Below are 25,685 nucleotides of genomic sequence, written 5' to 3'. Positions count from 1 at the left end.
CTCCCCCATATTAGAATCCCATATACCGTAAATTTGCGGGCTCACCTGCAAACTCAGCACAATGGCCAGTACAAAACTTGGCCACCAACTATCTGTAAAATTGACAGTTTAGGACTTGAACATGACACCAATCAGTGAAGAATACTATGTTTTATCAAATAACTATTCAAAGGTGAACTTCGTTGTCAATATGGAAGATGATCGAGAGTTTAGCTTGTTGCTGAACAAGAAAATATCAACATCTACCCCAGTGAACTTTGAATGCATTAGTTTAAAGAGTTTTGAAAGCATTGCGGCTCCATTTGATGTATCTATCAATACAGAAATATTATTTGACTTGGACTTTCTTTCCACTTTATCTGGGTTGGAACTATATCAGACCTCTCTCATTCCCGCTAAAATTATTAACAAAGACTATATATACCTTCACTGTTACAACATCATAAATATAGAAGAAGAATGTATAGGCTTCGATTTTAGCAAGTTATCCAATATACCGTTAGAGAAAAGGTTAGCCTTTAAACCTTCTTTGGGCGCTATTGTTGTTTTCTTTCACAAATCAATAATAGATAAGCTTAATAGCGTTAAGGAAATGCAATACGTTAAACATAAGAAAGCTTCCGATTGGTCTATAGAATGGGAAATGTCCTGATTCGTAGCGAGTTTACAACTGGCGATATAACTTATCTGGTTTACCATTGACCCAAAACTGATTGAATTTAAAGCAAAATTTAAAAGAATAAGTTGTATAGATACGTTCCTTATCTGAAGGGTTCTCACCCTAAACTGCCCGCTTCAAGTGGTGCTTCTACGACAGCCTAATCAGCTCATTGGTGACAGACATCAGGTTGGTTTTTCTCTTTTGTGGAAAGCCAAACCTCTTCCACTGACCCCGGGGTCACTATGCCTTGGTCACACAAAGCGCCGGCGAGACGTATGAATTGCCCCATCAAGATAGCCCTTTTCATCGGTTTTGCCTTTGTTATACTCGCTGACAATCACGAACTATAAGCAATACAGAGAAACGGACTCGTCATGACAGATAGACTCTATGGGATTAAAAACTGCGACACGGTAAAAAAAGCACGAAAATGGTTGGAGGCCAAGGGCCAGCAAGTGACTTTTGTAGATTTTCGTGAGCAGGAACTTTCACAAGACACACTCAAGGCCTGGGTCGAGCGCATCGGCTGGGAGGCGGTGCTGAACAAACGCTCCACCAGTTTCCGTGCGCTGGATGACGCCGATAAGCAGGATATTGATAGTGCCAAGGCGATATCCCTGATGCTGGCCAATCCAACCCTTATCAAACGCCCTGTATTGACCCGAGGTCAAGATGTGATGACCGGTTTTAAAGAAGCCGACTATCAAGCGTGGTTCGGACTATGAGTCAGCAGGTGCTTGAACTTGCCAAGGAGTTGATCTCCAGGGCATCTGTTACCCCTCTGGATGAAGGCTGTCAGGCATTGATGGCCGAGCGACTCGCCAAACTGGGCTTTGCCAACGAGTCCATGGTATTTGAAGATACCACCAATCTCTGGTCTCGCCGCGGTACTGAAGGACCGGTATTTTGTTTTGCCGGCCATACAGATGTGGTACCGCCGGGGGACTTGGCCAATTGGCATACTCCGCCCTTCGAGCCAGTGGTCATCGACGACTATCTTCACGGCCGCGGCGCCGCAGATATGAAAGGCTCGCTGGCGGCCATGGTGGTGGCCACCGAGCGTTTTGTGACCGCCCATCCGCACCATCAAGGTTCTATCGCTTTTCTGATCACCAGCGATGAAGAGGGCCCCTTTATCAACGGCACCACCCGGGTGATAGACACCCTGGAAGCGCGCAATGAAAAGATCACCTGGGCCTTGGTGGGTGAGCCATCCAGTACCCTCAAACTGGGCGATGTGGTCAAAAATGGCCGCCGCGGCAGCCTCACCGGCAATCTCGTCGTCAAGGGTATTCAAGGACATGTGGCCTACCCTCACCTGGCGGATAACCCAGTGCACAAGGCTGCGCCGGCGTTGGCCGAACTTGCCGCCATGCAGTGGGACAAAGGCAATGAGTTTTTCCCGCCGACCAGTTTTCAAATAGCCAATATCAATGGCGGCACAGGGGCGTCCAACGTGATCCCGGGAGAGCTCAAGGTAATGTTCAACTTCCGTTACTCCACCGAAGTCACCGCCGAAGAGCTGATTAAGCGGGTCGAGAATATCCTCGATGCCCATGGACTGAATTATGAGCTTGGCTGGATCTTTAATGGCCTGCCATTTTTGACCGGCGATGGCCCACTGCTTGAAGCGACCCGCCAAGCGATTAAAGAGGTAACAGGCTCAGAGACCGACCCGCAAACCTCGGGCGGCACTTCAGATGGGCGCTTTATTGCCCCTACCGGTGCTCAGGTAATAGAGCTGGGGCCGGTGAATGCCACCATTCATAAGGTTAATGAGTGCGTTAAAGTCGCGGATCTCGAGCTGTTGGCCCAGTGTTATCAGCGTATCCTGGAAAAACTGTTGTTGGAGTAAGTGATGGCAAGGGGCGATTTTCTCTACGGCCTTGAGACTGAAGCAGAGCCGCAAAGGACACTGGTTAGTCTAAGCGGCAGTGAAAGCGGTTCAGGCGCTGAAGTTTGGCTGGAAGCCGAGACGGCCAAGGCCTTTCTTGAGATGCAGGCCGCCGCCGAGCAAGATGGCATCGCCCTGGCCATCTGCTCGGGTTATCGCAGCTTTGAGCGTCAACTCGCGATTTGGAATGCCAAAGCCTCAGGGAAGCGCACTCTACTGAATAAAGACTCACTCCCAGTGGGTGACATCGGCGCGCTCAGTGATGATGAGTTAGTGGCGCTTATTTTGCTTTGGTCGGCGCTGCCTGGCGCCTCTCGCCACCACTGGGGGACGGACGTGGATCTATTCGACAGCGCCCAAATCAGCAAGCATGAACTCAAGTTGGTTAACGCCGAGTATGAACCCCAGGGCCCTTGCTATAAATTGGACCTGTGGCTGGACGAACGCGCCCCGGATTTTGGCTTCTACCGCCCTTTTCAGGCAGGCCTCAGTGGCGTCAGCCCGGAGCGTTGGCACTTGAGTTTCCTGCCAAAGGCCAAAGGGTTTCTCGAGCAGTTTGATCGCGATCGTCTGCGGCAAATACTCGACCATAGTGAAGTAACACTCAAGCAAGGTTTGCTTCGGCGTTTGCCGGAACTGGTCGAGACTTATGTCAGGCACGTTGCCCCCTATCCGGTTGGATTCAAATAAATACCTTTGAAGTACGTTTGAAAAAGCGAGTTTAAATAAACATCATGCGATTTCGCGCTCAGATCCTAAGCCGGCAAACTTGGGGTATCCTGTGTCCCAAACAATAAATCCGGGATACCTTTCAACAATGACTGACTTCAATCAATATCGGCAGCAAATCGAACTCAGAGGCGAACCCCTCAGCTATTTGGATATAGGCCAGGGCCCTGTGCTGCTACTCGGCCACAGCTACCTTTGGGACGCCACCATGTGGCAACAGCAACTGCCTGTACTGGCGAAGCACTACCGCTGCATAGTGCCGGATCTCTGGGGCCATGGGCAGTCAGGCGCGATTCCAGCGCATACCGAGAGCCTGGCGGATATCGCCACTGATATGTTGACCTTGATGGATAAACTCAGCGTCGATGAATTCACTGTCATCGGCTTGTCGGTCGGTGCCATGTGGGGGGCCGAGCTGGTTCTGAAGGCGCCTGCAAGAGTCAAGGCGTTGGTGATGATGGGCAGCTTCCTCGGCTTTGAGCCCGAAGTTACCCGCAACAAATATATGGCCATGTTGGATGGCATCAGCCAATTGGGGCAAATTCCTGCGCCCATGGCCGAGCAGATAGCACCTATGTTTTTTGCCGTAACCACAGCAAGTCTACGGCCGCAACTGCTGAGTGATTTCGCCAGCGCCCTGCAAAGTATTTCACCAGAGCGGATCCCTGATACCGTCGCCATGGGCAAACTGATTTTCAATCGCCGCGACGCTATGGAAGATGCCGATAACTTGACCCTGCCCTGTTTAATCATGTCAGGAGTAGAAGACACGGCGCGCACTGTGCTGGAATCCTTTTTGATGGTCGATGCCATAGACGGCGCCGAGATGGTGCAGATACCGGCAGCCGGCCATATTTCTGTGTTGGAACAGGGCGATTTTATCAACCAAGCCCTGCTGACGTTTCTTGAAAAGCATCACTGAAATCCGGCCGCGATGGATAGACCAGCGCGGCTTTATTTTCTGATACACTGCCGGAAATAAACCGGACACTGTGGTGTTCCCATAAGCTATTTTGTGAGCCTGAATGAAAATACTGAAACCGCTTTTTGAAAACAACCGCCGCTGGGCAGCCAGAATAAGCACAGAAAACCCACAGTTTTTCGAGCAACTGGCCAAACAGCAAAACCCCGAATATCTCTGGATAGGTTGTTCCGACAGCCGGGTACCCTCTAACCAGATCATAGATCTGATGCCGGGGGAAGTATTTGTACATCGCAATATCGCCAACATGGTGATCCACACAGATCTCAACTGTTTGTCTGTTCTGCAATATGCGGTCGATGTCCTCAAGGTGAAACATATCATGGTGGTGGGCCACTACGGCTGCGGCGGCGTCAGGGCCGCCATGGGTACCGACAGACTCGGGCTTATCGACAACTGGCTGGGGCATCTCAGGGATATCTACCGCCTGCACCATCAGGAGCTTGAACACCTCAATGACAAGCAGAAGTTTGACCGCCTCTGTGAGCTCAATGTGATTGAGCAGGTCGCCAATGTCACCAGCAGCAACATAGTCCAGGAAGCCTGGGACAAGGGACAAAATCTGTCGATACACGGCTGGATATATGGAATAGACAATGGGCTTTTGACCGATCTTGACGTCACAGTGGATGGCGGACATCAAAGGGTGGAATGATCCAAACAGACAAGGGGCGCAGCAGCGCCCCTTGCTTTATCGGTGAAATTTTACGCAGTTGGATTTTTTCCGAAAGAAAGCATCGCAGTATGTTGGCCACCCCGTTATAATTCTGCAGTTAACACGGGTGCTCAGTCATCCGGTCACCCGGCGCATTTCGCGTGACAGCCTTATGGCAATAAGGCATTTTCTGGCGTGACCCTCCCAGAGCACAACACTATCTAAGGAGACACCTTCCATGCCCGGTTTTGAATTGTTTGGTCCTGAAGAAAAACAGGAAGTAGCAGACGTCATGGAGAACGGATTCACCTTCCGTTACAACTTTGATGCCATGCGTAATGATCGCTGGAAAACCCGCGATATGGAGCAGCTCTTATGTGACAAGATGAATGTCAAGCATGCTCACCTGCTCTCCAGCGGTACTGCCGCCCTGCAAACCGCGCTGGCCGCCGCCGGTATCGGCGCCGGGGATGAAGTGATTGTTCCTCCTTTCACCTTTGTCGCTTCTGTTGAGGCAGTATTCATGGCCGGCGCCATTCCGGTATTTGCCGAAATCGATGAGACTCTGTGTCTGTCACCAGAAGGAATTGAAGCCGCTATAACCCCTCGCACCAAGGCAGTAAACCTGGTACACATGTGCGGTTCCATGGCCAAGATGGACGAAATCAAAGCCATCTGTGAAAAACACAATCTGGTACTGCTGGAAGATGCCTGTCAGGCTATCGGCGGCAGCTACAAAGGTCAGGCACTGGGTACCATAGGTGCTGTAGGTTGTTTCTCTTTCGACTCGGTTAAAACCATCACCTGTGGTGAAGGTGGCGCTGTGATCACCAATGATGAAACCATCTACAACCACGCCCACATGTTCTCTGACCACGGCCATGATCATATAGGTAATGACCGCGGCGCCGAGTCTCACCCTATCATGGGTCTCAACTTCCGTATCAGCGAGATGAACGCCGCCCTGGGTCTGGCTCAGCTGCGCAAACTGGACACCATAGTGGAGATCCAGCGTCGCAACAAAAAGCTTATCAAAGACGCCATGGCCGATATTGAAGAAGTTACTTTCCGCGAAATTCCGGATCCTGAAGGCGACAGCGCCGGTTTCCTCAGCTTTATGCTGCCAACCGAGCAGCGCACTCAGGAAGTCAGCAAGGCGCTCTCCGCCAACGGTGTAGATGGTTGCTTCTACTGGTATGTCAACAACTGGCACTACCTGAAGAACTGGCATCACATTCAGCAGCTCAAGAGCCCTGCTGCCCTGCCGATCACATTAATCGAAGATCGTCCGGATTATACTAAGGTTTCTGTGCCCAAATCTGACGCTATCATGAGCCGGACCATTTCCATGCTGATCAAGCTGTCCTGGACTGAAGAACAGATTGCCGAGCGCATTGCCAACATCAAGAAAGCATTTGCCCAATAACCTAAAGGGAGCTGGTTGCTATGAGTTTCAAGAATTTTAAAGTCGTCCCCAAAATGATCTTTGGTCGCGGTTCTTTTGTCCAACTGGACGAAGTGCTGGCCGCCGAGCGCAAAGAAGCCAACGATTTCGTGGTTTTCGTAGTGGATGACGTTCACAAGGGCAAGCCACTGGAAGGCCGTTTGCCTTTGAAAGAGCAAGATTTCTTGCTGTGGGTCAATGTCGATGATGAGCCAACCACAGAGCAGGTTGACAGCCTTACTGAACAGGTTCAGGCATTCAACAGCAAACTGCCTGTGAGCGTAGTCGGTCTTGGCGGCGGCGCCACCATGGATCTGGCCAAAGCCGTATCTTTGATGCTGACCAACCCAGGCGGTTCTGCCAAGTATCAAGGCTGGGATCTGATCAAGAACCCTGCGATTCACCATATCGGTATCCCTACCATTTCCGGCACAGGTGCCGAAGCTTCACGTACTGCGGTGCTGTGTGGCCCTGAGCGTAAACTGGGTCTGAACTCTGACTACACAGTATTCGATCAGATCATCATGGACTCCGAGCTGATTGCCGGCGTACCCACAGACCAATGGTTCTACACAGGTATGGACTGCTATATCCACTGTGTTGAGTCTCTGCAAGGTACCTTCCTGAACGAGTTCTCACGCGCCTACGCCGAGAAGTCCATGGATATGTGCCGTGAAGTCTTCCTGGGCGATCACCCTGAGAAAGACGACAAGCTGATGATGGCCTCTTTCATGGGCGGTATGAGTATCGCCTATAGCCAGGTAGGTGCCTGTCATGCGGTTTCTTATGGTCTGTCTTATATCCTGGGTTATCACCACGGTATTGGTAACTGTATCGCCTTCGACGTACTGGAAGAATTCTACCCTGAAGGGGTTGAAGAGTTTCGCGCCATGATGAAGAAGCACAACATCCAGTTGCCTAAAAACATCTGTAAAGATCTGCCGGACGAAACCATTGCCGCCATGGTTAAAGTCACCAAGAGCATGGGGCCTCTGTGGGCCAACGTCTATGGTGACAGCTGGCAGGAAAAAGTCACCGATGAGATGCTGACCAAGCTGTTCCGTCGTATCTAAGCCGGTAAATGACTGCTATGATTAGGGCTCTTTATGAGCCCTTTCTTCTTGAATACTAGGAAAATTGAATGAAAGTCACCCTGTTGATCCCTGCACGCTATGGTTCCAGCCGCTTTCCCGGCAAACCTCTGGCACCGATTAACGGTAAACCTATGATCCAGCACGTTTATGAGCGCGCCGGACTGGCCAAAGGGTTGGATAACATCTATGTGGCAACCGATGATGTACGCATCAAGGACGCTGTAGAGGCCTTTGGCGGCAATGTTGTGATGACCGGCGCCGAAGCGGCCTCCGGCACCGACAGGATTAACGATGCCATTACCCAATTGGGGTTGGCGGATGACGATCTGGTGATCAACCTGCAAGGGGATCAACCCCTGATCGATCCCATCTCCATAGAGCAGATCATCAGTCTGTTCCAGCGTCATCCCGGTGAGTTTGAAATGGCCACCCTCGGCTATCAGATCACCGAAGAGGAAGAGCTGGACGATCCCAAGCATGTGAAGATGGTGTTCGACAACGAATTCTATGCGCTTTATTTCTCCCGCGCCCGGATCCCATTCGGCCGTGATGTCAGCGACTACCCTGTCTATAAGCATCTTGGGGTTTATGCCTACACCCGTCGTTTTGTCGAAACCTTTGCCAAGCTGCCTTTGGGCAGACTGGAAGATCTGGAAAAACTGGAGCAACTGCGAGCCCTGGAATATGGTCACAAGATCAAGGTCGCCATCAGCGCATTTGACTCGCCAGAGGTAGATACACCTGAAGATATCCGCCGCTGTGAACAGCGCCTGGCCGTAGACTGAAGCAGGTAGCAAGAGATGGAAATGTCATCTTTGGAAGTCTGGTTGATCATCATTTTGGTGATAGGCGTTATTGCCAGCAACCTGGCAGTGCTCAAGTACAGTGCCAAGTTCAAAATGCCGCAATTTGGCCAGCACAGTAAAGACAAGCAGATAAAGCGTAAGGGTGAAGCCGCTGGCAACACGGATAAAGCCCCGAGCTCCCAGGCTGATGGAAAACATCAGGACAAAAACAAAGACTGACACAAAAAAGGCGCCATTGGCGCCTTTTCCATCTCTACTTAAACCTAGACTTGAACAGGGCTTAGGCTCAATAAAACTGCACATCGGAAACCCGGGTCAACCGGACACCATCAACCACCATCTGCCAGTCGCTTCCGACCCTGTGTGGCGGCTCTGACACTTCAAAACGACTGGAGATAAAACCGATCCCCACTTCAAAGTCGTTACCATCAAACTTCTGGATACCACCACTTATCGAGGTGCGGCTGTTGCCATCATAACGCTGATACTCCACAGAGCCATCGTGCTGAATAAGCAGATACATGTCAGCACTCTGCCACTCTCCGGCATACTCGGCCTTGTCCAGCGGCAAGGGCTGGCCGCAACCACCAAGGAGCCAGGCAAAAGCCAAAACCATCATATATCTGAGACCGGAACATAGCCCGCTCAGTTTGCTGGCTTTAGATGAGTAAACAGATGAAGGAATTACCGCTGAGTCGTACATGACAAAACTCCTTTTAATCAGATCCTGAAACGATTAGTGACGAAAGCCGCTGGCGAAAAAGGTGTTTCCACAGACAGGGCAAGACATTTTAATGGGTAACGGCTGAAATCCAAGTAAAACCATGATGCAGAGTCCAACTGGTACTGCTAACCAGTTGCCGGCAAAATGAGAAATGATCTTGGCTTCAGTGATATGGTCGGTTTGGGGCTGAAACGAACATGCCTGACAATGACAGGCGTTGTAATGCTTGATGATGCGCTCAAGTCTCACAAAGGCTCCTCCCTGAGTCATACGGCTTATTTATCGGCAGTCGTTGCAGCAACAGAAATGACCAATAAAAACCAATAGCCTACCCTTTTCAAATCAAGCTACCCTAAAGCCAATAACAGTGCAAGCCAGCCTAAAGGACTAAAATTGTTGATTTTGTTGCCTATAAAAACACCGGAGCAAAGAAAAGGCTACCTCGGGTAGCCTTATTCATTCACTGCCAGATGCTCACAACGCCGCGATGGCTTCCTGGCATAGCCTGGTGATCCTGGCCCAGTCACCTTGCTCCATCGCTTCCACCGGGGCAATCCAGCTGCCACCGATACAATCGACATTCCCCAGCGCCAGGTAGTCTTTGTAGCTGCTCGGGGTGATCCCGCCGGTTGGGCAGAAACGGACATCGGCCAGTGGACCACTGAAAGCCTTGAGCGCATTGACCCCGCCTGAAGCCTCTGCCGGGAAGAACTTGAAGTGGGTATAGCCCAGACCCAGTCCCACCATGACTTCGGAGATACTGGCCACCCCCGGAATAAGCGGGATCTTACCGGCTTTACCCGCTTTAAGCAGTTCCACAGTCGCCCCCGGGGTGATGGCAAACTGAGCGCCGGCCTCTGCCGCCTGCGCCAATTGCGCTTCATTCAGTATGGTGCCGGCACCGACCAAGGCTTCCGGTACCTCGGCAGCTATCCGCCCTATGGCCTCGAGGGCACAATCGGTACGCAGCGTCACTTCCAGTACCCGAATGCCACCGGCAACCAGGGCCTTGGCCAGGGGCACCGCATGTTCAATCTTGTTGATAACCATTACCGGAATGATCGGGCTCAGTTTAAATATGTCCTGAGGTTGCAAGGACCAGTTATTCTCAAGCATGTACTTTATTCCTTAATGATTAGTAATAGTCATCTATGGCACTGGTACTGCGAGCACCGGTTTCAGGGCTGCTGAGATTGGCGCGCAGCGCACTGAACAGCTCACGGCCCATGCCGTAACGCACACTTCTCAATTCCACTTTATCGGCACTTCTTGCGGCCAGTTGCTGCTCATCGACCAGCAGACTGAGTTCGCCCTTTTCGGCATCGACCCGCACCGAATCACCGCTGTGCACCTTGGCTATCATACCGCCATCGAGCGCTTCCGGCGTCAGGTGAATGGCTGCGGGCACCTTGCCTGAGGCTCCTGACATACGGCCATCGGTCACCAGGGCAACTTTAAAGCCCCTGTCCTGCAAAGTCCCGAGAATAGGCGTCAGCTTATGCAGCTCAGGCATGCCGTTGGCCTTGGGGCCTTGCCCCTTGACCACCACCACACAGTCCTTATCCAGTTGACCACTGGTAAAGAGCTCATTGAGTTGGTTCTGATCGTCGATAACCACAGCAGGTGCTTCCACCACTCTGTGTTGCTCCTGCACCGCAGAAACCTTGATAACCGCCCGGCCCAGATTGCCCTTGAGCAGCTTAAGACCACCGTTGCTCTGAAATGGCTTGGCCGCTGAAGTCAGCACTTCGCTGTCCAGACTTTCGGTCGGGCCATCCACCCAGCTGAGCTCGCCATTGAGCAACTTGGGCTCCTTGGTGTAACGCTCAAGACCAAAGCCGGCCACTGTGTTGACGTCTTGATGCAGTAAACCGGCATCCAGCAACTGCCGCACCAGATAAGCCATCCCACCGGCAGCATGAAAATGGTTGATGTCGGCATGGCCGTTGGGATAAACCCTGGCCAGCAGCGGCACTACATCCGACAGTTCGGAGAAATCGTCCCAGTTGACTATGATGCCGGCCGCACGGGCCGCCGCCACTATGTGCATGGTGAGATTGGTCGAACCGCCGGTGGCCAGCAGAGCCACTATGCCGTTGACTATCGACTTTTCACACACCAGCTCGCCTATGGGGCTATATTGGTTGCCAAGTTCGGTCAGACGGCACACCTGTTTGGCGGCCGCTTTATTGAGCGCCTCACGCAAAGGGTCGTCCGGATTAACAAATGAGGAGCCGGGTAACTGCAGCCCCATGACTTCCAGCATCAACTGGTTGCTGTTGGCCGTACCGTAGAAGGTACAGGTTCCCGCGCTGTGATAGGACTTGGACTCGGCTTCGAGCAAGGCGGCTCTATCGACCTTGCCTTCAGCAAACTGTTGGCGAATACGGGCTTTTTCCTTGTTGGGGATCCCGGACTTCATCGGTCCCGCCGGCACAAACAGCATGGGCAGATGACCAAAACTCAGGGCGCCAATCAGTAGCCCAGGGACTATCTTGTCACAAATACCCAGCAGTAAGGCACCATCAAACATATTGTGGGACAGGCCAACAGCGGTAGCCATGGCAATCACTTCACGGCTCAACAGGCTGAGCTCCATTCCGGGTTGGCCCTGGGTAACACCGTCACACATGGCCGGTACACCGCCTGCCACCTGAGCAACACTGCCCACTTCATTGCAGGCCTGTTTCAGCAATTCAGGATAGTGTTCATAGGGTTGGTGCGCCGAAAGCATGTCATTGAATGCTGTTACTATGCCTATGTTAGCCTTGGTCAGCTGGCGCAGGCTGTCTTTATCGGCCGGCTGACAAGCGGCAAACCCATGGGCCAGATTGCCGCAGCTCAAGCTGCTGCGGTGCACGCCCTTGGCCCTGGCTTCGGCCAATGCCGCCAGGTACTTGCCCCTGTGCTCTTGGCTGCGGGCAATAATCCTGTCTGTTACGGCTTGAACTCTTGGGTGCATCTTGCCTCCTTAAGCGCTCCAGAACACATCGACCGGGGTCTTGCGCTGCGCCAACACGGCGCGGATCGGCATTTCCCTGGGATCGTCACTCTCGAGAGCTTGGTGATATACGGAAAGTTTGGTTTCACCGACCAGATGCAGATAGATCTGGCGGCTGCCGAGCACGGCTTTACGGCTAAGGCTGATCCTGGCGTGAGGCGCATTGCCCGGATGCACGGCGCACAGCAGTGCATCGGTTTCCAGCGCCTCGGTCAGTTGCGCTTCGGGGGCGCAGGGAAACCAGGAGCAGGTATGACCATCATTGCCCATTCCCAGCACGACCACATCAAAAGGCCGCGGGAAGTTGGCCAACTGCTCTGTGGCCATACTCAAACCCGCTTCCGGGCTGGCAAACATATTCTTCAGGCCACGAAACTTGGCGCTGGCGGCGCGATTTTGCAGTAGATGCTCGCGCACCAGGCGCTCGTTGGAGTCCTTGTCTTCGGCATCCACCCAGCGCTCGTCGGCGAGCGTAATGTAAACATCACTCCAGTCGATCATCTTGTGGCTGAGCTCGGCAAACAGTTTCAGTGGCGTCGAACCACCGGAAACCACCAGGCTAGCCTTGCCGCGGCTATCTATCGCGTTTTGCAGCGCGCCGGCAATACGCTCGGCCAACTGAGCTTCCAACGCAGTTGGGTTATCGAACGATTTGAATACGGTTTCTTTAATCATGCTGTCTCCTTATTCATCCCAGGAGCGGCCGTCTTTGGTGATCAAGGCCACTGAGGCCACAGGCCCCCAGGTGCCGGCAGGATAAGGCTTGGGCTTTTCGTTGCTCATCTCCCAGGATTGAATAATGCCATCTACCCAGGTCCAAGCCTGCTCCACTTCGTCGCGGCGCACAAACAATGCCTGATTACCCAGCATAGCTTCGAGCAACAAACGTTCATAAGCATCGGCGATACGTTCGTTCTTGAAGGTGTCGGAGAAGCTCAAATCCAGCTTGGTGGTTTGCAATCGCTGTTTCTGCTCAAGCCCGGGCACCTTGTTCATCATCTGGATCTCCACCCCTTCATGTGGTTGCAGACGAATGGTCAGCTTATTGGGCGGCAGATTACGATGGCTTGAACGATACAGGTTATGGGGTGGATTCTTGAAATAGATGACAATTTCAGAACTCTTGAACGGCATACGTTTACCGCTGCGCAGATAGAAAGGCACCCCGGCCCAGCGCCAGTTGTCGATATCGACGCGCAAGGCGACAAAGGTCTCTGTGTTGGAATCCACGTTGGCGCCCTCTTCCTCCAGGTAACCGGGAACCGGCGATCCTTTGAGGAATCCGGCCGAATACTGGCCGCGCACAGTGTTTTCAAATACATTGTCCTGATTGATGGGACGCAGCGACTTGAGCACCTTCACTTTCTCATCGCGAATGCTATCGGCATCCAGATTCACAGGTGGGTCCATGGCAATCAAGGTCAACACCTGCAACAGGTGGTTCTGGATCATGTCTCGCATCTGGCCGGCTTTGTCGAAATAGCCCCAGCGCCCTTCAATGCCCACCTCTTCGGCCACTGTGATCTGTACATGATCTATGGTGCGGTTATCCCACTTGGAGGCAAATAGTGAATTGGCAAAACGCAAAGCAATCAAGTTCTGTACTGTTTCTTTACCCAGATAATGGTCGATACGATAGACCTGACTCTCACTGAAGTAGGCAGAAACCTGGTCATTGATCACTCTTGATGACTGCAGATCTGAGCCTATGGGCTTTTCCAGCACCACTCGGGTGTCGGGATGGATCAGTTGTTGTTCATGCAGGCAACGGCAGATATCACCGAAGATGGCTGGAGGAGTAGCAAAATAGTTGACCATCACCCGCTTGGCAGGCTCGAGCAGTTGGTGGAAGGCTTTGTATCCTTCAGATTCGGTAAAATTGGTGCCGACATAATGGCAACGTTCGAGGAAGCGGGAAAGCGTGGTGTCGCACAGAGGTTCTTTAACAAAGGTGCTCAGGGCTGTTTTAACCAGTTCGCGAAAATCTTCGGCAGAGAATTCGTCTTTGGCAACACCTATGACCTTAGTGTCCCGATTGAGCAGGCCAGCCTTATCCAGCTGGTAGAGCGAAGGCAACAATTTGCGCCTTGCCAAGTCGCCCTTGGTACCAAAGAGTACAAAATCACAAGCTTTGGCCTCTGATGTTGTTTTGCCCATTGCTTAATGCTCTCCTTTTGTCGGTGGTGGTTCCGCTATGCGATGAAGAATTCCACACTTTTGTTGTAATATAACAACAGTATTTATTAAATGCATCTATAATTTGCAAATAAAGCCATGAGGCCAGTCTAGGCAGGTTTGGCAATAATCTGGTATGCTTTTCTTGCTTAAAACCTTCTTATCTCGGAAGTTAGCCTGTTTTCATTCCGGTATATACAGGACTTACGTCAAGATTGGTTTGCACCCTACTTTGTAGTGCTCATGCCTCAAAGAAATAATAAAATTACATAATTTCAACCCAGCGGACGTACGCGTATGAATACCCTAGAAAAGGTTCAAAAAAACCTCCCCCATTTCAGCAAGTCAGAACGCAAAGTAGCCGAAGTTATCCTGGCATCTCCCCAGACAGCTATTCACTCAAGCATAGCAACTCTGGCCAAGATGGCGGATGTCAGCGAGCCTACAGTCAACCGCTTCTGTCGTCGTTTGGATACCAAAGGTTTCCCGGATTTTAAATTACATCTGGCCCAAAGTCTCGCGAATGGTACCCCTTACGTCAGTCGTCACGTTGAGGAAGATGATACACCCGAGTCTTACACCACCAAGATCTTCGAATCTTCCATGGCTTCTCTGGATACAGCACGCCAGAGCATAGATACCACGGCCATCAACAAGGCGGTAGACATACTGACTCAAGCGAAAAAGATCTCTTTCTTCGGTCTTGGCGCCTCAGCCTCAGTAGCACACGATGCCCAGAACAAGTTCTTCCGCTTTAATGTACCGGTTTTATGTTTCGATGATGTGTTGATGCAACGCATGAGCTGTATCAATAGTGATGAAGGCGATGTAGTGGTGCTGATTTCCCACACAGGCCGCACCAAGTCTTTGATCGATATAGCAAGATTGGCCAGAGAAAACGGCGCTGCCGTGATTGGGATAACAGCGCGCCACTCGCCGCTGTCGCAGGAATGTACCCTGCCGGTTACCATGGAGGTGCCGGAGGACACTGATATGTACCTGCCTATGGCGTCACGTTTGGCTCAGTTGGTGATTATTGATGTGCTGGCGACCGGATTTACGCTACGCCGGGGTCCACGCTTCAGGGAAAGTCTCAAGCGGGTCAAAGAGGTATTGAAAGAATCCCGCATCGATAAGAGCGAGCCGCTGTAATCCCCTTTCCCGTAAGCTCCAGGGCAGTTACCAAAATTGGCAACTGCCCATGCCCCGCCTAAAATTAGCCGTAACTCACAAAAATAAAACTTTGAGTTAGATCATTTTGTCTGTAAGTTTCCTACATATTGAGCCGATGTCTGTTAATATAGCGTAAGATTTTTTTAAAACTTAAACGGAGTATATTATGTTCCGCAGAACCAAGATCGTTACCACGCTGGGCCCAGCCACAGATCGTGATGATAACCTGCGTCGTATCATAGCAGCAGGTGCCAACGTTGTTCGCCTCAACTTCTCCCACGGTTCCCCCGAAGATCACCTAAAACGCGCCAGCCAGGCTCGCAGTATTGCGAAAGAGCTTGGTGTACACGTTGCCATCCTCGGCGATCTTCAGGGTCCGAAAATCCGTGTTTCCACCTTCAAGGACAATAAGAAAGTCCAACTCAATCTCGGCCAGCCATTCATTCTGGATGCCGAGCTGGGTAAAGGCGAAGGCGATGAAACCCAAGTGGGTATCGATTACAAGGAACTGCCGGACGATGTGGTTGTCGGTGATATCCTGATGCTGGACGATGGCCGGGTACAACTGAAAGTCGAAAAGGTAGAAGGCCGTAAGGTACATACCAGCGTGACAGTTGCCGGTCCCCTGTCCAACAACAAGGGGATCAACAAGAAAGGCGGTGGTCTGTCTGCCGCGGCGCTGACAGATAAAGACAAGCAGGACATTGTCACTGCGGCACAAATTCAGGTCGATTACCTGGCGGTATCCTTCCCTCGCTGCGGCGCCGATCTTAACTATGCCCGCGAACTGGCGCAAAAGGCCGGCAGCAATGCCCTGATAGTATCCAAGGTAGAGCGCGCCGAAGCTGTAGCTTCCGATGAAGCGATGGACGATGTGATCCTCGCCTCAGATGCCGTCATGGTTGCCCGCGGCGACCTGGGGGTAGAAATTGGCGATCCGGCTCTGGTTGCCGTGCAGAAGAAACTGATCAGCCGCTCGCGTCAACTCAACAAGGTGGTGATCACCGCGACCCAGATGATGGAGTCTATGATCAGCAGTCCTATGCCTACCCGCGCCGAAGTCATGGACGTAGCCAACGCCGTACTCGATGGTACAGACGCAGTGATGCTCTCTGCCGAGACCGCCGCCGGGGATTATCCGGAAGAAACAGTTCAGGCCATGGCCAGGGTTTGTCTCGGCGCCGAAGCACATCCCAGTGTGCGGGTATCCAAGCACCGTCTGGATGAAAGCTTCAGCTCCATAGAAGAAACCATAGCGCTGTCTACCATGTATGCCGCCAACCATATGCAGGGCGTCAAGGCGATTATCGCCCTGACCGAATCCGGTGCAACGCCCAAGTTGATGTCACGGATAAGCTCGGCGCTGCCTATCTTCGCCCTCGCCCGTCATCAACCTACTTTGGCCAAGATGGCGCTCTATCGTGGTGTCTATCCGGTTGAGTTTGACTCCACCGTTTATGCCGCCGATGAGCTGGCGAAAAAGGCCCTTGAAAGCCTCAAGGCCAAGGGGTATCTGGAGAGTGGTGACATGGTGCTCATGACCAAGGGTGATGCCATGGAAACCGTAGGTGGCACCAACACCTGTAAGGTGTTGATCGTAGCCTAATGGCTTGCCAATACCGCTAAGCTGATAACAAAACAGAAAAGGTACGCCGAGGCGTACCTTTTTTATTTCTGCTGCTTTTGTTCTGTTTCAGGCTTGGTGATTTTGTTTACATCAGAGCTAAGCCCGCCCGGGACAGGCTTACCAAACTGAAATTGACATACCAATCAATCTCAATTAAAGAGTTTCAAAATCATCGACATTGATTGCCGCCAACCTCAGCTTATCAGCCTCAAGCAACTGCTCATACTCGGCTTTACTGATAACCTCAGCATCCAATGCCGCCTGATACAGAGATAAAGGCGCCAGTTTGGCAGGCAAACGGCCATCTTTTTGTGCCTTTCTCAGTTTGCCGTGCAGTTCACGGCACTGATATTGAGCCTTGAATGCCGCTTCCACCTCGGCAATACCACTGGTGTCGCCGTCAAATTCAGGACAGAGGAAGGTCAGCCTGTCGCGGGCCGGACCAGGTTTAAGCATGCTCTTGACCAGCTCAATGGACTGACTGTCTTTCGGGCCGTTGAAGTGGTTCCCCAGTGGGAATACCAGCACACGCATGACCCAGGCAACCGGACGATTGGGGAAGTTGGCTATCGCCTGCTCAAGCGCCTTGGCAGCCAGTTGCAATCTGGTATCCATCACATGTTTGACTATCGGCAGATCGTCAAACTGGCGGCCATTGTCTTCAAACAGTTTCAATGTGGCCGAGCCCAGATATAGCTGACTGAGAACGTCACCGAGTCTGGCCGAAATCATCTCCTTGCGCTTGAGATCGCCGCCCAAGATAAGCATCGACAAGTCAGTCACCAGCGCCAGCGCCTTGGACAGACGGGCCATCTGCTTGTAATAGTCGCGGGTATCGCCACTCACGGGTGAGCGCTCAAAATAGCTACGGCTGAGGGCGTTGCCCAAAGAGCCAAAGGCATTACGCAGCGCATAACCTATGTGGCCCATCAGCAAGGAGTCGAAACGCTCCAGCGCTTCACTGTTGTCTTCCATGCCGGCAGCTTCCATCTCGGCCAGCACATAAGGATGACAGCGGGTCGCGCCCTGACCGAAGATCATCAAACTACGGGTCAGGATGTTGGCCCCTTCCACTGTGATGGAGATAGGGTTGGCCATATAGCCATGAGCCAGATAGTTTTTTGGCCCCATCTGAATACCCTTGCCGGACTGAATATCCATGGCATCGTTCATCACCTGACGGCCAAGCTCTGTCATGTGATATTTTGCAATCGCGGTAACCACAGATGGTTTAACCTTGAGATCTATGCCTGTGGTTGTCAGACGACGGGCCGCTTCCAGCTGATAGGTGTTGGCGATGATCCTTGCCAGCGCTTCCTGAACCCCTTCAAACTGGCCTATAGCCATGCCGAACTGTTTACGCACGTAGCTGTAGGCGGTTGTCGTCTTGGTCGCCATATGCCCTGACGCCGTCGCCAGCGCCGGCAGTGAAATACCACGCCCGGCAGAGAGGCACTCCACCAGCATACGCCAGCCGCGACCGGCGTATTGCGGGCCACCTATGATCCAATCCAGCGGAATAAACACCTCTTCCCCTTGAGTGGTACCATTCATAAAGGCCATATTGAGCGGATTGTGACGGCGGCCAATTTTCACGCCGGGATGATCGGTTGGGATCAGGGCGCAGGTGATCCCCAAGTTAACCTTGTCCCCCAACAGCCCGTCTGGGTCACGCATCTGAAATGCCAGCCCCAGCACAGTGGCCACAGGTGCCAGCGTGATGTAACGCTTGTTCCAGCTCAGCTTCAGCCCCAGAGTTTCCTCGCCCTGGAACTCACCGCGGCAGACTATCCCTTCATCGGGAATGGCACCGGCATCTGAGCCGGCTTCGGGGCCGGTCAGGGCGAAACAAGGGATCTCTTCCCCTTTGGCCAAGGCCGGTAACCAGTGCTCTTTCTGCTCCTTGGTACCATAGTGAGTCAGCAGCTCACCCGGACCGAGTGAGTTGGGTACCATCACAGTCACGGCGGCGCTGACACTGCGGCTCGCCAACTTACTGACTATGGTGGAGTTGGCATAGGCAGAAAACTCACGGCCACCGTATTTTTTGGGGATGATCAGCGCAAAGAAGCCTTCTTTCTTGAAGTACTCCCACAGCTCAGGCGGTAAGTCCTTGCGGTTGTTGACTATGTCATAGTCATCAATCATCTTTAGCGCCGTCATCACCTGATGGTCGATAAAGTCTTTCTCTTCGGCGCTCAGTGCCGGCTTGCCATAGGCGTGCAGGCTTTCCCAGTTGGGTTTACCACGAAACAGCTCGGCTTCCCACCAGACATCACCGGCCTCCATCGCTTCACGCTCTGTATCAGAAAGCGGCGGTAACACCTTACGAAAGAAGGCCAATACCGGCCGTGTCACGAACTGCAGGCGTATATTGCGCACGAAGAACAGCGCTATCAGGGCAACAATTATTAGAAGGATAATACTCATAACCAGACCTTTATTCTGCTTGAGAAACCAGCGGCACAGCCACACCGGCAGCCATGTAGGGGATCACCTTGCGGATGACCGCCTCTATATCATTATGTTCACCAAAGTCGGCTTCGGCTATCTCGTTGAGCGCATCGGCCGATGCCATGGTGAAAACTATAGTTCCCAGGGTAAAGTGCAAGCGCCAGAACATCTCTGCCGGTGGAATGTGAGGTGCACTGCCGGACACAGCCTGAACAAACTGATCCAGATGCTCACCATAGTGGGTGGTAATAAACCAGCGCAAGTGCCCCTGACTTTCGATGTAGCCGCGACCGAGCAGTTGCAGGAAGATACTGGTTCCTTCGTTGCGGACTTTGTTGAGTTCCAGCAGCGGCCCCACCAGGGAGGAAAAAATGGCATCCAAAGAAGCCTGTTTATCCTGGCCGATAAGCTCATTGATGGCGTTGGACGCCGACGGCATAAACACGTCCAGGTAACGTGCCAAAACCGCCCGAATGAGCTCTTTTTTGGAACCAAAATGGTAGTTTACAGATGCAAGATTCACTTCTGCTTTGCTGGTGATAAGCCTGAGGGAGGTTTCTGAAAACCCCCGTTCGGCAAACAGCTTCTCCGCAGCATCGAGAATTCTTGTCTTGGTATCAGATCGACTTGCCATTCCGTGACCTTAGTTAATTTAAAACACTCGTTTAAATTAAACATTGGTTACACTTATGTCAAACTAAATCTCGGCCTCTTGCAAGGCCTGCAAACCGCCGTTAAAGACAGCTCAGCGAAAGCCTGCTCCTTTGTGGTTGGTCTCGCGGGATTCAAGCCGTTTGGCTTCTGATTTAGGCAACATCACATAGAGGGCCCCATAGCCGCCGTGTTCGCGCTGAGCGCTGTGAAACGCTTGCACTTCATCCATCTGCGACAACCAGAAGTTAACACAGGTTTTGATAAGCCCAGGAAACGGCTTACGATTCTGCCCTTTGCCATGGATCACCAGCACGCAGCGGTGGCCCAAAGCCACCTGAGCTTGAATGAAACCGAGCAGATAATCTCTGGCTTGGCGCACCGACATGGCATGAATATCCAGCTCGGCGGCTATCTTGTATTTGCCGAGACGTAAATTCTTGAATACCGCCTCCTGGATCCCCTGCTGCTTGTAGCTGAGCATATCATCGGGTTTCACTCTGGGGATCAGCGCTAAATCCAAGGTCAGGCGCTGCAGGTACTCATGGGCCTCGGCGGCGGCTTTGCGTGCCTGTTTTGACTCGCTGGAAAGAGGTTTCGCTCTGGTCTGGGCCTGGGTTTGTTGCTTGAGCGGCACCACATCGGCCATTTCTTGCATAAAAAGTGTCAGATCATCTGCTTTCATGATGCGACTCCTCCAACTTATGACGAGGTTTACACACTTTGTAAAGAAATCAATCTTCTGTTACCAAGGGGCTTCTATTATAGTGAGGTCAGATGAGCCTGCTTAGATGATTTTAATGAAATTCCTGACCCTATTGTTCTTTTGCCTGATTTCTGTGCTTCAGCCCCTCAAAGCCGCCGAATTGCAGGATAAAGACCAAGCAGCCCTTAATCGTGTCTATGTCATGTTCAACCGGGCATTTAATGAACTCGACTCAGCTCCTTTGGAGGATATATACGCCGAGGATGCCACTTATATTCCTGAACAGCAAAGCCTTGCCATAGTTCAGGGGCGTGAAAACATACTCAAACTGTATCAAAAGTTCTTTGACCGCATTCGCCATAAACAAGCCAGAATAGATGTGGATTTTAGGGTTGTTCAGCGTCAGGCACACGGAAAGAGCGCCACTGACATAGGCTATTATCTGGTGCGTTTTCACCCGCCAAAAGATACTGAAGAACCCATGAGCGAGTTTGCCGGTAAAATCGTTATCGTCAGCCATAAAGATAAAAAAGGTAACTGGTTAGTGGATGTTGATACCAGCAACCGCGCCGAGCCTGAGCATTATTTCAACGCCAAACCCCAACCTAACCTGTATTATGGCGAGCAGTTTGCCCCCGTGCCCCCTGCCAGCGATCTCCCACCCAGTGTTGAAATTGAAATCGTTCATGCCAAGTAATTGGCAGTACTTGAGCGTGTGCCCTGCGGATATAAGGGCGCTATCGTTTTTGCTGCAATTACAATGACGGATTACCTTGTTCACTTCTCTTGCTGAAGTTCACGACAAATAAAAGGAATTATGAGTCAGATGACGCCATCCAAAGCCTTATTGAACGATTGCAAATGGTTCGATCGCACCTTTACCGGCAAATACACTAACCTGGATTTGGTAAGCGAAATCACTTTGCCCATCTCTTTGAGCTTTTTTACTTTGCCCTGGAGAAAAGAGCTGCCGCTGCTTTTGAGCCTAGTTCCCGTTATTGTGCTGGCCACTCTGCTGGCACCTTTTATGGGAAAGGTTCAGTTGCTGTTGCTCCCTGCCTGTAGCGTCATCTGGTTTTTGATATATATCCAGGTACGCAAAGGCCGGATACTGACTCAGTTAGGCGTGAAAAGCAGTGCCAAAGACGAGCGGCAGATAAGGATAAACCAAACCTGTATTCTCCTGCCTCAATATCTCACGGGAGCAACGACCGCTGTCGCCAAAGAGGATATTGCGAGTCTGGTGTTCCACTGGGTGGGCTATCATGACAATCATCAGCTTGAGCGCAAACGAGCTCACGCCGTGACAGTTAAGCTGAAAAACGGCCGGGAGTACCGGCTCTCTGGTACGGCCTATCCCTTACGAAGCCTGCTTTATCTGGCCATTTTCTTTGACTACCCGCTGCAGCTGATAGAAGCTTTACCTGCCAAAGGACGCCTTATCCAATTTGCCATAGGGCTTGCGTTCAGTGTTTTGATGCTCAATCTGGTAATGATTTTCATCATCCACTAACCAAAGCTTCCAAGGCCTAGCAATATAGCCGCTTTTCAATGCAAGGCTGCCGTCAAAGCGCTATTATGAGCGAAACTCAAGCCGGGATGCCGGCGCCTTTTTACCATTCACGATTGAAACAGAGATTGAAACAGAAAATCCCGATGCCAACCAATACCCTTTGCCCTTGCCACTCCAAGCTCCCCTACTGCGAATGCTGTCAGCCGCTGCACACTAAGCAGCACACAGCTGCTACTCCAGAGCAGTTGATGCGCTCCCGCTATGCCGCCTTTGTCAAACAGGAGTTTGACTATCTTATCGATACCCATCACCAGGACTATCGACAGGGACTCACGACGCAAATCCTGGCACAAATGCCAAAGACTCAGTGGCTGGGACTGCAGATTGTCGAGCGGGAACCTTTGACTCCGGGGCAAACCCAGGCCAGAGTCACTTTCAAGGCCTGGTATTTGGCCGATGGCCAGTTGGACGCTATTTTTGAAGAATCGAAATTTATACTTGAGGCCGGCAACTGGTTTTACACCGAGGGCAAGCAGTTCGCCGTCAGCTATCCCAAACGCAATGAACCCTGCATTTGCAACAGCGGTCACAAGTTCAAACACTGCTGTCTGAAACGGATTTAGCTAGGAGTTATTTAAGTTCGGCCCCAAGTTGGCCAGAGTGAGCTTGGGCTGGCTAATCAGTGCAGCAACAGCGGTTGACTCTGCTGCAAGAAAGCGCTGAATTCAGCTTCTCTGAGTGCCGGGCTGTACAGGAATCCCTGGGCCTGATGACACATGCAGGATGTGAGAAAACGTTCCTGCTCGGCGGTTTCAACTCCCTCTGCTGTCAGAGAGATATTCAGCGCCTTGGCCATGGCGATAATCGCGCTGACGATTTCGCGACTCTCGCGGCTAATATTGAGATCTGAGATAAAAGACCTGTCTATCTTGAGCTTGCTGATGGGAAACTGTTTCAAATAGCGCATTGAACTGTAACCCGTACCGAAATCATCAATGGCAAGCCCTACCCCCAAATCTGCCAACTCCTGGCATAGATTGGTGGCATAGCGTATATCTTCCATCAACTCGGTTTCGGTGATCTCCAGAATAAGCGTACCTGGCTTCAAGCGGTAACGATTGAGCAGTTGCCACACCTGCTCATAGAGATTGCTGCCGAAAAACTGCCGCGCCGACACATTCACATGCATGGCGATATTAATATTGTGGTGCTGCCACAAATTAAGCTGGCGACAGGCGGCCTCCAGCACCCAGGTACCTATGGCATTGATAAGCCCAGACTGTTCGGCAATATCGATAAAGGCGCCGGGATACAGTACTCCCCGCTTGGGATGGTGCCAGCGGATCAGTGCTTCGGCACCTATGTAACTACAGCTTTGCAAATCTTTAAGCGGCTGATAATAAAGTTCAAACTGTCTGCCCCGAATGGCGGCGTGCAGATCTCTTTCTATCTGGGCGTCATCCTTGAACGCCTTGAGCAACGCGCTGTTGAAAAACTGGATTGCCGTACCCTGCTTCTTCTTGGCGTATTGCAGCGCAATATCGGCACAAGTCAGCGGCGCTACCAATTCGGCGACTTCGGCAATGTCCACCGCCGCCAGTGCCGGCTTGGGATCCACTTGCTCACGGCCGATATTGATGGGATTGCACAATTGTTGATAGAGGCGATGACAGCAAACATCGATATCAAGCTCGTTGTTATCATCGAGCAGGAGGGCAAACTCATCACTGCCTACCCTGGCAATATTGCAGCCGGGATAAAGAGAGGCAAAATGTTTCAAACGGCGGGCCACTTCAATCAGCAAGGCATCACCCTGTTCATGCCCATAGGTATCATTGAAGCGTTTAAAACCAATCAAATCGATCAGCAGCAACTGCCCGCTATAGGTTCTATCGAGTAAACGATTGAAATGGGTGCGGTTGTATAGTCCGGTCAGGCTGCAACGCCAGGCCAAGCGCTCAAGTTCGGCCTGATAATTATGCTGCTCGGTACAATCTTCGCTGGAGACCAAGACATAATGGTTACCGCGCTGAGTGATAAATTGACTGGCATGGTATCTGAGCCAATACTCCTGGCCCTGCTCACGATTGAGCATCACTTCACCGGTAGCCACTTCACCGCGAAGCACTTTGGCCAGGGTCATTTCAGCCTGTTTGGGTTGCTGATGAAAAAAGGCCAATTGCTTCAGGCTGGCACCAAGCATTTTTTCTTTCGGGATACCGGTGATCTGTTCATGGGCGCTGTTGATGTATTCAATCGCTTCTGTGTGCAGATTGATTAACATGGTGACCTGGGCCGACTGCTCCGCGGCCGACTGAAACAGCGTCAGTAGTTCATCTTTACGGTAGGCATCATAAGTCGCCAGAGTCAGCGCCAGTTGATCAGCGACTTGCGATGCCAGGTGGATTTCCAAATCGCTCCAGAGTTCGCCGGCAATGGTTCGCTCCAGGCTCAATACGCCTTCAATGTGGCCATTGATCCTGATAGCGATATCCAGGGCACTGGCAATACCGTTGGCGTTAAAGTAGACCTCGGCAAGCTCGCTCATCCGCCAATCCGCTAGCGCGTCATTGGCGTCAATGTGGCGTCTTTGTTTGAGTTGATCTATATAGGCGGGTATTTGACTGAGGTGTTGCGGTCTGGGCGTCTGAATAGGTCGCCCTGAGCCAAAGCGGGCAACTTCAAACTGCACATGTTGATCCCTGGACCAGGACCAGACACTGGCGTGTTGCACATCAAGGTACTGACACAAGAGCTCAGTAGCCAGTTCAGCCGTCTTGGCGAAATCGCCCTGCTGCTTGGCAACCGAGTTGGTCAACAACTCCAGCAATCGCTGATACCTACGTCGCTTCACACATGTCCTCAGGTTCCCTTTCGGGCTTAAAGAAACCCGCGCCGAATGCGCGGGCCTGTTATCACTTCTCTGCGCGAGATTACACTTTTACATAATATCCAGCAAGATAACTCATACTTTCTTACATTTACCCTGCCATGGCCGGCCTCACAACCTTTCGGATCAGGCCACCTTTGACCATTTACTTAAGTCACTTATGCCAAGCCGTTTTCCAACTGAAAAATCATTTTCTCGGCACTACAGGAAAAAGTCAGCGCCAGGGTAACAGTCTGCTCATCGTTGCAGAGCTCAGCCTTGACATCGGCGAAGCGGCCTTCGGCCAATTGCTTTAGCGCCTCGGCATCGGCCACTGCCGACTCACCTTGAAAAGTCAACGAAAGCAAGGTGTCTCCTTCTTCGACCACTGTCCCTATATCCACATAGCTGCCACACTCGGCACAAGTGTCCTGCACATTGGCGGCCTGAGCCTGTTCAATACTCTTCATCTATATGTCTCCGATGCTGATAAGCATTCACCATTATACGACATAGACAAGACCCGG

At 51.8% G+C, this 25,685-nt stretch carries 26 protein-coding genes; 15 read left to right on the top strand and 11 right to left on the bottom strand.

Annotation, left to right across the window (positions count from 1 at the left end):
- Positions 1-121 precede the first annotated feature (121 nt).
- From ACF8D4_RS13585 to ACF8D4_RS13540, 10 genes are all read left to right on the top strand, one after another.
- Positions 122-652 (top strand): hypothetical protein, encoded by a 531-nt coding sequence (locus tag ACF8D4_RS13585; protein WP_345857651.1) that lies wholly within the window; start codon positions 122-124, stop codon positions 650-652.
- A gap of 383 nt (positions 653-1,035) precedes the next feature.
- Positions 1,036-1,386, top strand: a complete 351-nt coding sequence (locus ACF8D4_RS13580; protein ID WP_025010255.1) for an ArsC family reductase — start codon at positions 1,036-1,038, stop codon at positions 1,384-1,386.
- Positions 1,383-2,516 (top strand): succinyl-diaminopimelate desuccinylase, encoded by a 1,134-nt coding sequence (gene dapE / locus ACF8D4_RS13575; RefSeq protein ID WP_144131105.1) that lies wholly within the window; start codon positions 1,383-1,385, stop codon positions 2,514-2,516. The genes ACF8D4_RS13580 and dapE overlap by 4 nt, the downstream gene beginning before the upstream one ends.
- 3 nt (positions 2,517-2,519) lie before the next feature.
- Positions 2,520-3,245 (top strand): M15 family metallopeptidase, encoded by a 726-nt coding sequence (locus tag ACF8D4_RS13570; RefSeq protein ID WP_392465269.1) that lies wholly within the window; start codon positions 2,520-2,522, stop codon positions 3,243-3,245.
- 127 nt (positions 3,246-3,372) lie between these two features.
- Entirely contained in the window at positions 3,373-4,206 is an 834-nt protein-coding gene (locus ACF8D4_RS13565) for an alpha/beta fold hydrolase (RefSeq protein ID WP_115390307.1), read from the top strand.
- A 103-nt stretch (positions 4,207-4,309) separates the two neighbouring features.
- Entirely contained in the window at positions 4,310-4,921 is a 612-nt protein-coding gene (can, locus tag ACF8D4_RS13560) for a carbonate dehydratase (protein ID WP_392465267.1), read from the top strand.
- A gap of 238 nt (positions 4,922-5,159) precedes the next feature.
- Positions 5,160-6,347 carry an 8-amino-3,8-dideoxy-alpha-D-manno-octulosonate transaminase KdnA gene (kdnA, locus tag ACF8D4_RS13555; RefSeq protein WP_025890027.1) on the top strand — a complete coding sequence of 396 codons (1,188 nt, stop codon included), beginning with the start codon at positions 5,160-5,162 and terminating at the stop codon, positions 6,345-6,347.
- Positions 6,348-6,367: 20 nt separating this feature from the next.
- A complete protein-coding gene (gene kdnB / locus ACF8D4_RS13550) occupies positions 6,368-7,438 on the top strand; it encodes a 3-deoxy-alpha-D-manno-octulosonate 8-oxidase KdnB (protein WP_025890026.1) in 1,071 nt (356 codons plus the stop codon).
- 68 nt (positions 7,439-7,506) lie between these two features.
- Positions 7,507-8,244 carry an 8-amino-3,8-dideoxy-manno-octulosonate cytidylyltransferase KdsB gene (gene kdsB / locus ACF8D4_RS13545; RefSeq protein ID WP_025010251.1) on the top strand — a complete coding sequence of 246 codons (738 nt, stop codon included), beginning with the start codon at positions 7,507-7,509 and terminating at the stop codon, positions 8,242-8,244.
- A 21-nt stretch (positions 8,245-8,265) separates the two neighbouring features.
- Positions 8,266-8,484, top strand: a complete 219-nt coding sequence (locus ACF8D4_RS13540) for a DUF2897 family protein (protein ID WP_025010250.1) — start codon at positions 8,266-8,268, stop codon at positions 8,482-8,484.
- Positions 8,485-8,551: 67 nt separating this feature from the next.
- Here the strand turns inward: ACF8D4_RS13540 and ACF8D4_RS13535 are convergent, their stop codons facing one another.
- From ACF8D4_RS13535 to zwf, 6 genes are all read right to left on the bottom strand, one after another.
- A complete protein-coding gene (locus ACF8D4_RS13535; protein WP_146507639.1) occupies positions 8,552-8,884 on the bottom strand; it encodes a hypothetical protein in 333 nt (110 codons plus the stop codon).
- 117 nt (positions 8,885-9,001) lie between these two features.
- Positions 9,002-9,238 (bottom strand): hypothetical protein, encoded by a 237-nt coding sequence (locus tag ACF8D4_RS13530; RefSeq protein WP_139190686.1) that lies wholly within the window; start codon positions 9,236-9,238, stop codon positions 9,002-9,004.
- A 225-nt stretch (positions 9,239-9,463) separates the two neighbouring features.
- Positions 9,464-10,105, bottom strand: a complete 642-nt coding sequence (locus ACF8D4_RS13525) for a bifunctional 4-hydroxy-2-oxoglutarate aldolase/2-dehydro-3-deoxy-phosphogluconate aldolase (RefSeq protein WP_096141904.1) — start codon at positions 10,103-10,105, stop codon at positions 9,464-9,466.
- A gap of 19 nt (positions 10,106-10,124) precedes the next feature.
- Positions 10,125-11,951, bottom strand: a complete 1,827-nt coding sequence (edd, locus tag ACF8D4_RS13520; protein ID WP_392465263.1) for a phosphogluconate dehydratase — start codon at positions 11,949-11,951, stop codon at positions 10,125-10,127.
- Between the two features lie 9 nt (positions 11,952-11,960).
- Entirely contained in the window at positions 11,961-12,665 is a 705-nt protein-coding gene (gene pgl / locus ACF8D4_RS13515; protein ID WP_044734564.1) for a 6-phosphogluconolactonase, read from the bottom strand.
- Between the two features lie 9 nt (positions 12,666-12,674).
- Complete coding sequence (gene zwf, locus ACF8D4_RS13510; RefSeq protein ID WP_025010246.1) at positions 12,675-14,147, bottom strand: glucose-6-phosphate dehydrogenase; 1,473 nt, start codon at positions 14,145-14,147, stop codon at positions 12,675-12,677.
- A 315-nt stretch (positions 14,148-14,462) separates the two neighbouring features.
- Between zwf and ACF8D4_RS13505 the strand changes: the two genes are divergently transcribed.
- A complete protein-coding gene (locus tag ACF8D4_RS13505; RefSeq protein ID WP_028781506.1) occupies positions 14,463-15,317 on the top strand; it encodes a MurR/RpiR family transcriptional regulator in 855 nt (284 codons plus the stop codon).
- A 187-nt stretch (positions 15,318-15,504) separates the two neighbouring features.
- Complete coding sequence (pyk, locus tag ACF8D4_RS13500; protein ID WP_044734565.1) at positions 15,505-16,944, top strand: pyruvate kinase; 1,440 nt, start codon at positions 15,505-15,507, stop codon at positions 16,942-16,944.
- A gap of 174 nt (positions 16,945-17,118) precedes the next feature.
- Here the strand turns inward: pyk and ACF8D4_RS13495 are convergent, their stop codons facing one another.
- The 3 genes from ACF8D4_RS13495 to smrA form a co-directional block, all read right to left on the bottom strand.
- Complete coding sequence (locus tag ACF8D4_RS13495) at positions 17,119-19,395, bottom strand: acyl-CoA dehydrogenase (RefSeq protein WP_107004885.1); 2,277 nt, start codon at positions 19,393-19,395, stop codon at positions 17,119-17,121.
- A 10-nt stretch (positions 19,396-19,405) separates the two neighbouring features.
- Positions 19,406-20,053, bottom strand: coding sequence for a TetR/AcrR family transcriptional regulator (locus ACF8D4_RS13490; RefSeq protein ID WP_096141902.1), 648 nt, complete (start codon positions 20,051-20,053; stop codon positions 19,406-19,408).
- 111 nt (positions 20,054-20,164) lie between these two features.
- Positions 20,165-20,755, bottom strand: a complete 591-nt coding sequence (gene smrA, locus ACF8D4_RS13485) for a DNA endonuclease SmrA (RefSeq protein WP_071237432.1) — start codon at positions 20,753-20,755, stop codon at positions 20,165-20,167.
- Positions 20,756-20,870: 115 nt separating this feature from the next.
- On the opposite strand from smrA, the gene ACF8D4_RS13480 reads away from it, so the two are divergent.
- The 3 genes from ACF8D4_RS13480 (at position 20,871) to ACF8D4_RS13470 (ending at position 22,912) form a co-directional block, all read left to right on the top strand.
- The gene (locus ACF8D4_RS13480) at positions 20,871-21,473 is read left to right on the top strand and encodes a DUF4440 domain-containing protein (RefSeq protein WP_145838914.1); all 603 of its coding nucleotides are present in this window, start codon (positions 20,871-20,873) and stop codon (positions 21,471-21,473) included.
- 129 nt (positions 21,474-21,602) lie between these two features.
- The gene (locus tag ACF8D4_RS13475) at positions 21,603-22,289 is read left to right on the top strand and encodes a hypothetical protein (protein ID WP_144158835.1); all 687 of its coding nucleotides are present in this window, start codon (positions 21,603-21,605) and stop codon (positions 22,287-22,289) included.
- 143 nt (positions 22,290-22,432) lie between these two features.
- Complete coding sequence (locus ACF8D4_RS13470; RefSeq protein WP_025010240.1) at positions 22,433-22,912, top strand: YchJ family protein; 480 nt, start codon at positions 22,433-22,435, stop codon at positions 22,910-22,912.
- Between the two features lie 56 nt (positions 22,913-22,968).
- Here the strand turns inward: ACF8D4_RS13470 and ACF8D4_RS13465 are convergent, their stop codons facing one another.
- A complete protein-coding gene (locus ACF8D4_RS13465; protein WP_028781500.1) occupies positions 22,969-25,143 on the bottom strand; it encodes a bifunctional diguanylate cyclase/phosphodiesterase in 2,175 nt (724 codons plus the stop codon).
- Between the two features lie 194 nt (positions 25,144-25,337).
- Positions 25,338-25,628, bottom strand: coding sequence for a DUF406 family protein (locus ACF8D4_RS13460; protein WP_071237437.1), 291 nt, complete (start codon positions 25,626-25,628; stop codon positions 25,338-25,340).
- Between the last annotated feature and the right edge of the window lie 57 nt (positions 25,629-25,685).

Origin of the sequence: Shewanella sp. YQ_9, from assembly GCF_043103185.1 — a bacterium.
Taxonomy (GTDB): Bacteria; Pseudomonadota; Gammaproteobacteria; order Enterobacterales; family Shewanellaceae; genus Shewanella; species Shewanella algae.
Note: the sequence above shows the minus strand (reverse complement) of the source record. Positions and strands in the feature narration are given on the sequence as shown.

Bases quoted from the DNA above. Each gene is read 5' to 3' on its own strand.
- ACF8D4_RS13585 (WP_345857651.1), top strand. From the start codon at position 122: ATGACACCAATCAGTGAAGAATACTATGTTTTATCAAATAACTATTCA.
- ACF8D4_RS13580 (WP_025010255.1), top strand. From the start codon at position 1,036: ATGACAGATAGACTCTATGGGATTAAAAACTGCGACACGGTAAAAAAA.
- dapE (WP_144131105.1), top strand. From the start codon at position 1,383: ATGAGTCAGCAGGTGCTTGAACTTGCCAAGGAGTTGATCTCCAGGGCA.
- ACF8D4_RS13570 (WP_392465269.1), top strand. From the start codon at position 2,520: ATGGCAAGGGGCGATTTTCTCTACGGCCTTGAGACTGAAGCAGAGCCG.
- ACF8D4_RS13565 (WP_115390307.1), top strand. From the start codon at position 3,373: ATGACTGACTTCAATCAATATCGGCAGCAAATCGAACTCAGAGGCGAA.
- can (WP_392465267.1), top strand. From the start codon at position 4,310: ATGAAAATACTGAAACCGCTTTTTGAAAACAACCGCCGCTGGGCAGCC.
- kdnA (WP_025890027.1), top strand. From the start codon at position 5,160: ATGCCCGGTTTTGAATTGTTTGGTCCTGAAGAAAAACAGGAAGTAGCA.
- kdnB (WP_025890026.1), top strand. From the start codon at position 6,368: ATGAGTTTCAAGAATTTTAAAGTCGTCCCCAAAATGATCTTTGGTCGC.
- kdsB (WP_025010251.1), top strand. From the start codon at position 7,507: ATGAAAGTCACCCTGTTGATCCCTGCACGCTATGGTTCCAGCCGCTTT.
- ACF8D4_RS13540 (WP_025010250.1), top strand. From the start codon at position 8,266: ATGTCATCTTTGGAAGTCTGGTTGATCATCATTTTGGTGATAGGCGTT.
- ACF8D4_RS13535 (WP_146507639.1), bottom strand. From the start codon at position 8,884: ATGATGGTTTTGGCTTTTGCCTGGCTCCTTGGTGGTTGCGGCCAGCCC.
- ACF8D4_RS13525 (WP_096141904.1), bottom strand. From the start codon at position 10,105: ATGCTTGAGAATAACTGGTCCTTGCAACCTCAGGACATATTTAAACTG.
- edd (WP_392465263.1), bottom strand. From the start codon at position 11,951: ATGCACCCAAGAGTTCAAGCCGTAACAGACAGGATTATTGCCCGCAGC.
- pgl (WP_044734564.1), bottom strand. From the start codon at position 12,665: ATGATTAAAGAAACCGTATTCAAATCGTTCGATAACCCAACTGCGTTG.
- zwf (WP_025010246.1), bottom strand. From the start codon at position 14,147: ATGGGCAAAACAACATCAGAGGCCAAAGCTTGTGATTTTGTACTCTTT.
- ACF8D4_RS13505 (WP_028781506.1), top strand. From the start codon at position 14,463: ATGAATACCCTAGAAAAGGTTCAAAAAAACCTCCCCCATTTCAGCAAG.
- pyk (WP_044734565.1), top strand. From the start codon at position 15,505: ATGTTCCGCAGAACCAAGATCGTTACCACGCTGGGCCCAGCCACAGAT.
- ACF8D4_RS13495 (WP_107004885.1), bottom strand. From the start codon at position 19,395: ATGAGTATTATCCTTCTAATAATTGTTGCCCTGATAGCGCTGTTCTTC.
- ACF8D4_RS13490 (WP_096141902.1), bottom strand. From the start codon at position 20,053: ATGGCAAGTCGATCTGATACCAAGACAAGAATTCTCGATGCTGCGGAG.
- smrA (WP_071237432.1), bottom strand. From the start codon at position 20,755: ATGAAAGCAGATGATCTGACACTTTTTATGCAAGAAATGGCCGATGTG.
- ACF8D4_RS13480 (WP_145838914.1), top strand. From the start codon at position 20,871: ATGAAATTCCTGACCCTATTGTTCTTTTGCCTGATTTCTGTGCTTCAG.
- ACF8D4_RS13475 (WP_144158835.1), top strand. From the start codon at position 21,603: ATGACGCCATCCAAAGCCTTATTGAACGATTGCAAATGGTTCGATCGC.
- ACF8D4_RS13470 (WP_025010240.1), top strand. From the start codon at position 22,433: ATGCCAACCAATACCCTTTGCCCTTGCCACTCCAAGCTCCCCTACTGC.
- ACF8D4_RS13460 (WP_071237437.1), bottom strand. From the start codon at position 25,628: ATGAAGAGTATTGAACAGGCTCAGGCCGCCAATGTGCAGGACACTTGT.